General features: G+C 37.7%; 9 protein-coding genes and 1 pseudogene. All 10 read left to right on the top strand.

The features are described from left to right. Window positions 1–824: hypothetical protein (locus Q384_RS13650; protein ID WP_037587627.1), on the top strand; the 824-nt coding region annotated here is incomplete at its 5' end. Then, complete coding sequence (locus tag Q384_RS14390) at window positions 821–943, top strand: hypothetical protein (protein ID WP_281174538.1); 123 nt, start codon at window positions 821–823, stop codon at window positions 941–943. The genes Q384_RS13650 and Q384_RS14390, both read left to right, overlap by 4 nt. A gap of 4 nt (window positions 944–947) precedes the next feature. Beyond that, entirely contained in the window at window positions 948–1,742 is a 795-nt protein-coding gene (locus Q384_RS09905; protein ID WP_037587625.1) for a hypothetical protein, read from the top strand. Window positions 1,743–1,774: 32 nt separating this feature from the next. After that, window positions 1,775–2,212 (top strand): hypothetical protein, encoded by a 438-nt coding sequence (locus tag Q384_RS09900; RefSeq protein WP_037587623.1) that lies wholly within the window; start codon window positions 1,775–1,777, stop codon window positions 2,210–2,212. A gap of 38 nt (window positions 2,213–2,250) precedes the next feature. After that, window positions 2,251–3,036, top strand: coding sequence for a hypothetical protein (locus Q384_RS09895; protein ID WP_037587621.1), 786 nt, complete (start codon window positions 2,251–2,253; stop codon window positions 3,034–3,036). Between the two features lie 47 nt (window positions 3,037–3,083). Further along, a complete protein-coding gene (locus Q384_RS09890) occupies window positions 3,084–3,521 on the top strand; it encodes a hypothetical protein (RefSeq protein WP_037587618.1) in 438 nt (145 codons plus the stop codon). A gap of 38 nt (window positions 3,522–3,559) precedes the next feature. Further along, window positions 3,560–4,345, top strand: a complete 786-nt coding sequence (locus Q384_RS09885; protein WP_037587616.1) for a hypothetical protein — start codon at window positions 3,560–3,562, stop codon at window positions 4,343–4,345. 44 nt (window positions 4,346–4,389) lie between these two features. Further along, window positions 4,390–8,946, top strand: a complete 4,557-nt coding sequence (locus Q384_RS09880; RefSeq protein ID WP_037587614.1) for a calcium-binding protein — start codon at window positions 4,390–4,392, stop codon at window positions 8,944–8,946. Continuing rightward, window positions 8,877–9,164 (top strand): annotated as a pseudogene (locus Q384_RS14550) (calcium-binding protein); the annotation flags it as partial. The gene Q384_RS09880 and the pseudogene Q384_RS14550, both read left to right, overlap by 70 nt. Further along, window positions 9,150–9,922, top strand: a 773-nt coding sequence (locus tag Q384_RS14385) for a calcium-binding protein (RefSeq protein ID WP_425423486.1), incomplete at its 3' end; no start/stop codon positions are given. The pseudogene Q384_RS14550 and the gene Q384_RS14385, both read left to right, overlap by 15 nt.

Genomic DNA, 9,922 nt, shown 5'->3' with positions numbered 1-9,922 from the left:
CAGATATTTATATTATTGAACCAAAGTTTAATCTAAAATGGATTTTTGGTTCATTGACAGCGATTATTGCTTTGGCATTTATAAAGCCGCAATTGGCATATTTTTTATTTTGTTGCTGGCTGGTTTGGAATGCCATGCACATAGAATTAGTACATCGCTATAAAAAAGGTAAAAATGTTCAAAGTTTGGGATTGTCAGTAGCAAAAATGTTTTTGCGTAATATTTTTATCGCTCTTATGCTGCATTATATTGTTTTTGATATTTTAATTCATATTTCTGCGATAAGAATAGTTATTTTTTATATCTATACTACGCTGGAAATGATTTTTAAATGGTTCTTATCCTATATTTATGTTGGTGCAAGCGGGGCATTAAAAACAGCAGAGAATGGGTTTTCTTTATCGGGATTTTCACCCAATGGTAATTTATACCAAGCCAGTATGACCATTATGACCATTTTAGCATTATGGCAGTTTCGCCACTTTTATTTTCATGCTTGGGCAATCAAAAATCAATGTAGAGAAAAATTGGATTACGAATATGGCGGAGAAGAAAACAGAGGCAGTTATTTCCGTCTTTTATTTATGGGTTTTTGGGTAGTAATGTTTGTATGGGTAATATCTATATTTCCCGGAGATGGTAATTGTACTCATATGAAAGCCAGTATTTCATGTTTAAATACTATTAGTATGCCTATTACCATGTATTTTGCTTACTTTACCTGGTGGTTTGGGATTTCTGTAGCTTTTGATGAATTTATTACTTTTTTTGTTCGTAATATTCGCTGTAAACAACTTAACTCTCTAAAAGGGGATGAAAAATGAGTAATATGCTTGATTATATGATCCGTGATGATATTATTGATAAAGCATTTGATGATTTTAAAAAAGGTATTGAAGCATGGAGAATCGGCTATCAAACCAACTGCTACAAAGGGAATTAATACAATGCTGTCTTTTTTAAAGAGAAACCATGATTTTTTATTGTTACTACTGGCTTTCTTGATTTATACGCAAAAGCTCAGCTGGTTTCCATTTCTGTTTGCAATGATTTTATATGTATGGTATCGGCGCGAGGTATTGTGGCGGGTAAAGCATAAAAAACCATTTTTTCATGGGAAAGTTGCTGATGCTAATGCTAAGGTTATGGGTAATCGTGTTGCGATGAGGCTATTTTTATTTTTTATTTATGGTTTTGTATGGGTATTGTTAGTTGCCTTTATTCTACATTTCCTGAATTTAGCAGTATATGTTTCATTTATATTTGAATATACATTTAAATACTTATACACAGGGTTTTCCGGTACAGAAGTTTACTTAAATAAAAAATTTTTATTACACCGATATCTATTGGTTTTAATAACAATCTATGCGGTTTACTATGGCAGAGAAATTATATTGCTCCCATGGTATGACTATTGTATTCATATTCAAAAAGGCGGAAAAAATCTTTTATATACGATAAGCAGAGGCTTTGTTGGGTTTCGTCTTTTATTGGCAATTGGTGCTATTTGGCTAATGGGGTATTGGGCAATATTTCAAATGCCAATATTTGCACTTTCTTGTTCAACCGGAACAAAATTAATAACCTGTATTAGCATTGAGGAGGGGTATTATTTTTTTAGATTTATGTTTAGGTATTTTTTTTGGTGGACAGTTTTTTTATTTTTATTAGGTGCTCTTTTTTATGGGAGCATATATAAAGATGGATTTGGCACTACAGAACGAGCTTTATCTTTATAGTTTTAATTTAACAAATTGAAAGGATTTTTATTATGGCAACCATTTTGGAACAAATTCGCAAAGACTTTGATGTGCATGTTATGGCATGGAACGGCGAATTAAAAAAACTGATGAACCAAGAAACGCTTACCCCTGAGGAGCGTTCATTATTGGAGAATCGTGTTCACCCAATTTTGAAAGAAGCCAATGTGGCAATTGGTGCTTTTATATCGGGGATAGAGATTTCAGTTAATCAAGCACTGAGTAGTGTAAAAGGGCAGTCAGGTTCTTTTCATTTTGATCAGAATTTTAAAAACACAATTACCCAATCAGGCAAGCAATTGTCGCAATCCACAGACAATTTACTGGATTGTATGACGCGATTAACAGCACTTAAAAATGTGCTTACCAGTAAAACTTTGGTGAATGCCATGGAAGGGTTTGGCAAAGCCATACCGGGCAATCTGGGCAAAATATTTAATAATAGGTAAATATATTAAAACTTATTTACATAAAGGAAATTAATATAATGCTGTCTTTTTTAAAGAAAAACCATGATTTTTTATTGTTACTCATTGCTTTTACAATATATATTTTTAATTTGAATTGGTTTCCGTTATTTTTTGCAATGATTTTATATATATGGTATCGGCGTGAAGTATTATGGCGGGTGGAACATAAAAAACCATTTTTTCATGGAAAAATAGTTGATGCTAGTGCTTCTGTTATGGTTAATCGTGTAATTTGGCAATTATTTTTATTTATTATACGTGGTTTTGTGTGGGTATTATTGGTTGCCTTTATTTTAAATTTTCTGAATTTGTCAGCATATATTTCATTTATATTTGAATATACACTTAAATATCTATATACAGGATTTTCCGGTACAGAAGTTTATTTAAATAAGAAATTTTTATTACACCGATATCTATTGGTTTTGGTAACAATCTATGCAACTTATTATGGAAGAGGAATTATATTATTTCCATGGTATGATTATTGTATTCATATTCAAAAAGGAGGAAAAAATCTTTGGCTTTCCCTGACTAGAGGTATTATATGGCTTCGTTTTTTATTAGGAGTTTGTTTAGTTTGGTTTTGTGGATATTGGACACTATTTCAAACACCAGTATTTGCAGTATCATGTCCCACAGAATTAAAACTAATTACTTGTATTAATATTTCTAATAGGTATTTCTTTTTTAGATTTATGATACGATATTTTTTTTGGTGGTCAGTTCTTTTATTTATTTGTTATGGTTTTTTTTCAACATTTATTTATAAAGATTTTTCTGACTTAGTTGATAGAGCTTGATTTTTAAAATTTTAAATCAAATTTGAGTACACTAACGGGAGTTAAACATGGCAACTATTTTGGAACAAATTCGTACTGATGTTAACGTACATTTGATGGCATGGACAGGTGAGTTGGATGAACTGCGTAAAAAAGAAACGCTAACTCCTGAAGAAAGGGAGCTATTAGAGAATCGTGTACATCCAATTTTTAAAGAAGCCAGTGTGGCGATTGGTGCTTTTGTATCAGGGGTGGAGATTTCAGTTAATCAAGCACTGAATAGTGTAAAAGGGCAATCAGGCTCTTTTCATTTTGATCAGAATTTTAAAAACACGATTACCCAATCAGGCAAGCAATTATCGCACTCCATAGACAATTTACTGGATTGTATGACGCGATTAACAGCACTTAAAAATGTGCTTACCAGTAAAACTTTGGTGAATGCCATGGAAGGATTTGGCAAAGCCATACTGGGCAATCTGGGCAAAATATTCAATAATAGATGAATATATTAAAATTTATTTGCGTAAAGGAAATTAATATAATGCTGTCTTTTTTAAAGAGAAACCATGATTTTTTATTGTTACTTATTGCTCTGGTAATTTATATTAGTAATTTAAATTGGTTTCCGTTTCTGTTTGCAATGATTTTATATGTATGGTATCGGCGTGAAGTATTGTGGCGGGTGAAACATAAAAAACCATTTTTTCATGGGAAAGTGGTTGATGTTAATCCTACCGTTATGGGCAATCGTCTTATGTGGCGATTATTCTTAATGTGTGTTTATGGTTTTATATGGGTGTTGGTAATTACTTATATTATATATTTTTTGAAGTTAGAAAAATATATTTCATTTATTTTTGAATACACATTAAAATATTTATATACTGGATATCATGGATTTGAGATTTATGACAATATAGAGCCAGCCTTATATCGATGCTTATTGGTTTTAACCACTATTTATATGGTTTTTAAGGGACGAGGGATTGTTCTATTTACATGGTATGATTATTGTATTCATATTCAAAATGGTGGAAAAAATCTTTGGTTTACTTTAAGTAGAGGCATACTTGGATTTCGTTTTTTAGTGGGTATTGGTTTGGTTTGGCTAATGTATTGGGTATTATTTCAATTCCCAGTACCTTTTGGGGTATCTTGCACTGTGGGGATAAAAATAATTTCTTGTGCAAATAATTTTGATTGGTATTTATTTTTTAGATTTATAGGAAGGTATTTTATGTGGTGGTGTAGTATTTTTATGCTTTCCTATGGTGTTTCAGGAACATTTATTTATAATGATTTTTTTGGTGAAGTTCAACGAGTTTGATTTTTAATTTTTAAATTAACTGATGTATTGATAGGAGTAATCACATGGCAACCGTTTTTGAACAAATTTCTTTGGATATTCAAGCACACTATCTGGCATGGACAGGTGAATTAGATGAATTACGTAAAAAGGAAACACTCACACCAGAGGAAAAAGCTCTATTAGAAAATCGTGTTCATCCGATTTTTAAAGAAACCAGTACTGCCATTGGTGCATTCATCAATGGTTTGGATATTGCGGTCAAACAAGCCTTGGATGCAGTGTCATCAAAACCGGGGCGGTTGAGTTTTGATCAACATTTTAAAAATGTTATTCAAGATTCAGGTAAAACACTGTCCCAATCTTTAGATAATTTATTGGGCAGCCTGAAACAATTGCACTCCTTAAAAAGTGTATTAAGCAGCAAATTATTGTTGAATTCTTTAGAGAATTTCAGTAAAGCCATACCGGGTAATTTGGGTAAAATTTTTGGTGTACTAATGGGTATGGCTACTGGCTTAAGTGATGATTTAACCGGCGATGATAAAACCGCAGAGCAACAAACTAAAGATGTTATCACCAATTTATTGGGAGTTGGGTTTGGAGTTGCAGGAACTGCTGTTGTGTCTTTTGCAGCTGCTTCTGTAGGTATTGCTGCTTCACCTGGTATTTTTGCTATTGCCGTTGGTGTTGCTGTCGGTCTTGCTATGGATTTTGTCTGGGAATACGTTATCCCTCAAGAATGGAAAGATGCCGCTTCTGATGCGGTGTATAAAGTTTATAATGCGATTTCTGAGTGGGCGGATAAAGCATGGGGTTCTGACGATAATTTAAGTATTACCAAATATCAAGGTGATGGCGGCGTTGATGGCAGCAATATTGATGAAAACAACCGTCAATATCTGGTTAATCCTCAAACAGGTGAAACCATTGATGTGCAAAATGATAATGCTGCTGTGAAAATGAACAGCGAAGAAGCCTTAAAAAAAGCCTATCAGGATATTATTGATGCCGAAGCCATTCACTATATCACCGAAGACGGCAAAACCTATGCGATTGTTGACGGCAATACCAGTCTGGTTATCCGCAATAATCTGGATAAAATTGCTTCTGAATCCTTTGTGATTTCCAATGTTTTATTAAACAGCGGCGATAAGATTAATTTTGGTGATGGGCGCGATTATTATGAGGTGAAATCGGGTGATACTTTATACACCATTGCTCATGACAATCAAATGACGGTGAAACAGCTGGTGGAAGCCAATCCGTGGCTGTTGGATGAAGGGCGCATTACTTTCTATAAAAACCATTTATTGCTGGAAAAGGGCGATACGCTGGATATAGACAACACTACCAAGCACGGTTACGGCGGCGGCAGCGGCAATGATTATTTAGCCGATTTCAATGGCGGCGATGATATTTATCGCGTCAGCGGCGGTGAGGATATTATGGAAGACAAATCCGGCTATGATACCTATTATGCCGATGATTTCGATACCATTATGGATAAAGACGGCAAGGGTGAGGTATTTTTAAATGACAGAGAAAACAAGCTCGCAGGCGGTGAACACAATTCCGAAACAGATCCTGCGAATATCTATTATGGTGATGGATTAACCTATTATTGGGCTGGCGGCGATTTGATTGTGAATAACGGATTACAAATTTCCGATTTTAAAAACGGTGATTTGGGTATTCGTTTGACAAAGAGAGACGGCGGCGGAGATGGCGGCGGTCCCAATACAAGACCCGCCGAATTGAACCCATCGCCCATTATTATTGACCTAAACGGTGATGGCGTGCAAACCACACCAAAAGGCGGACATGTTTACCACGACCACGACGGTAATGGTTTTGCTGAAAACACCGGTTGGGCAAGCGCGGAAGATGCCTTATTGGTGCGTGATTTAAACAATAACAATCAAATTGACAATGGCGGCGAATTATTCGGCGACAATACCCTATTACCGAATGGTACAAGAGCCGCTAATGGTTTTGAAGCCCTTAAAGCACACGATGCCAACGGTGATAAACAAATCACCGAACAAGATGCAATTTGGCAGGAATTAAAACTGTGGCAAGACAAAAACCAAAACGGATATGCCGATGCGGGTGAATTAACCGCCATTCAAAACAGCGGCATTACTGCCATTCAATTAAATTATAAAAACAGCAGTTTTGTTGATGCGCACGGCAATGCGCACAAACAACAAAGCAGCGTTACTTGGGCAGACGGCAAACAAACCGCTGCCCATGATGTGTGGTTCTCGGTGAATAAAACAGACAGTCAATACCGGCATGAATCAGTGAGTGCCGATGTTGCCGCGCTACCTTATGTGCGTGGGTTTGGCGATGTATTGAATTTGCATCAGGCGATGATGAAAGATGCGGTGTTAAAAGGAATGGTTGCCGATTATCTGAATGCTCCCACCGCCGAAAGTTTAAGTGCATTGATTTACCACTGGACAAGGAGTGAAAGCGTTGATCCGCAAGGGCGCGGTGATAATATTGATGCACGGCAGCTGGTGGCTTTGGAGCATTTAACCGGCAGGGACTTTTATCAACATGGGTGGAGAAATCCGGGTGAAGTTGCTTCTCAATTATTGAAAGCAGAGTTCACCCTCTTTGCCGATTATGTCAGCGCGAATTTGCTGGCACAAGGCAAATATGCAGATGCGTTCGACAGCTTATTGCTGGAACAATGGCAAGCGGACACCCAAAGCGTGGGCTACAGCTGGCAAGCCTTCAATGCCAAGCTGCAAGGTTTGGCTGAAAACTCAGAAACGGAAACCATAGGCATTTTATTAAAAGTTGCCAGAGATTTGGGAAACTACAGCCCCAATTATCAAGAAATGTTTTTTGCCAATTTTGTCCTGTTGGCAACACAAAATATTCTGTTGGGCAATATGATGGTTGAGAATTTTAAAATCATCGAAGGCAATGTTTACAATAATCGGTTAGAAGGAAGTGCATTGGGTGATATTTATCTGTTCAGCAAGGGGCACAGACAGAATACTATCAGTGATAATGGCAATGGCGATGATATTATCTATTTCAAGAATATTTCTTTTAACGAAGTAAGGCTTCAGAAAAATGGCAATAGCTTACTGATTTATGGCAATAATGACAACGATTCTGTTTGTATTCAAAACTTCTTCAGCAACATCAATTATCAAATCGAAACTTTTATCTTTAAAGACCAAACATTCACAGCGGATACCTTAATCAGCAACAAACTTTATGGCGACAGATTCTATGGCAGCAGTGGTTCGGATACTTTAATTGGCGGGGCGGGTATTGCTGACCACTTAGATGGTGGTAAGGGAGCAGATACCTATTTATTCAGCAGAGGACACGGACAAGATACGGTTTGTAACTACAGTGACGGTGTTGCAGACAATGACACCATTCAATTTACCGATGTTAATTACAGCGAAATCCGTTGGCATCAAAACGACTACGACTTATTGCTAATCAATCAACAAAGCGGCGACAGCGTTCGGATTCAGGATTTCTTCAACAATCGCTACCAAAGCGGTTACTATGAAATCGAAACCTTTATCTTCCAAGACCAAACATTCACACTGGCGCAAATGCGTGAAATGGGTTTGAATTTCTACGGTACAGACGGCAATGACAACCTTAATTTCAGCACATGGCAGGGCAATGCCCATATTTACGGCGGATTGGGCAGCGACACCATTCAGGCAGCCACTAAAGGTAATTTATTGGACGGCGGAGAAGGTAACGACAGACTTTCCGGTAATAGTGGCGCAGATACACTGATTGGCGGATCGGGTAATGATCATTTGTCGGGTGGTTATGGGAGCGACACATATTTATTCAGCAAAGGACACGGACAAGACACGGTTTATGACTACGAATACAGCAGCACTGTGAGTATTGACACCATTCAATTCACTGATGTCAATTATGGCGAAACCCGTTGGCAGAAGAACGGTTACGATTTAATGATTACCAATCCGCAAAGCGGCGACAGCATTTGGATTCAAAGATTTTTCCTCAGCAAACACTACGAAATCGAAACCTTTGTCTTCCAAGACCAAACCTTTACACCGGCACAAATTCGTGAGATGGGTTTGAATTTACACGGTACAGACGGCGATGACAATATTAACCTCAGCGAATGGCAGGGCAAAGTCAATATTGACGGTGGATTGGGCAATGATTATTTAGAGGGGAATAATTACAGCAATACGTATCTGTTCAGCAAAGGGCACGGGCAAGATACGGTTTATGACTACAGCTACGGTATTGTGAGCAATGACACCATTCAATTCACCGATATTAGTTACAGCGAAACCCGTTGGCATCAAGACAGCTATGATTTAATTATTGCTAACCAACAAAGCGGCGACAGTGTTCGGGTTCAGGATTTTTTCAGAAGCAGTAACTATGAAATTGAAACCTTTATTTTCCAAGACCAAACCTTTACATTGGCACAAATGGGCTTGAATTTATACGGCACAGACGGCGATGATGGCATTAGCCTCAGCTACTCATGGCAATACAAAGCCAATATTTACGGCTGGGCAACGACACCATTGGAGCAGCTAATGCAGATGATTTATTGGATGGCGGCGAGGGCAACGATATTTTAACAGGCAACAGCGGCAATGATTTATTAATCGGCGGCGAGGGCGACGATGAACTCTATGGCGGCAGTGATGAAGATACCTTAATTGGCGGCGCGGGCAATGACTACTTAGAGGGTGGTTTTTATGGCGATACCTATCTGTTTGCCAAAGGACATGGACAAGACACGATTTATGACTACAACGCCAATACTGCGGGTGATGACACCATTCAATTCACCGATGTCAATTACAGAGAAACCCATTGGTATCAAGACAACAGCGATTTAATTATTACCAGCCTGCAAAGCGGCGACAGCGTTCGTATTAAGTATTTTTTAGGTCACGATTCCTATAAAATCGAAACTTTTGTTTTTCAAGACCTAACATTCCGTTTTGCTGATTTGAAAAACATACGCTTCACAGAATATGGCACAGACAGTAATGACGACATCAGCCTCTACGCATGGCAATACAAAGCCGATATTTACGGTGGACTGGGCAACGACACCATTCGGGTAGTTGATAAAGATAATTTATTAGACGGCGGTGAGGGCGACGATAGACTTTATGGCGGCAGCGGCGCGGATACGCTGATTGGTGGGTCGGGTAATGATTATTTAGCGGGTGGTTATGGAGGCGATATCTATCTGTTTGCCCAAGGGCATGGACAGGATACGGTTTGTGACTACGACAGTAAAACTGTAAAAGATAATGACACCATTCAATTCACTGATATTAATTACGGCGAAACCCGTTGGCATCAAGACAGCGATGACTTAATCGTTACCCATCAGCAAAGCGGCGACAGCGTTCGGATTCAATATTTTTTCAGCAGCAATTACTATCAAAGCAGTTGCTATGAAATCGAAACTTTTGTCTTTCAAGACAAAACATTCACAATGGCGCAAATGCGTGAAATGGGTTTGAATTTACACGGCACGGACGGCGATGATGTTATTAATATGACTTCATGGCAATACAAAATCAATATTTATGGCGG

The sequence above is a fragment of the Stenoxybacter acetivorans DSM 19021 genome (assembly GCF_000745895.1).
GTDB classification, from domain to species: Bacteria; Pseudomonadota; Gammaproteobacteria; order Burkholderiales; family Neisseriaceae; genus Stenoxybacter; species Stenoxybacter acetivorans.
This window is presented reverse-complemented; position numbering and strand designations above follow the sequence as displayed.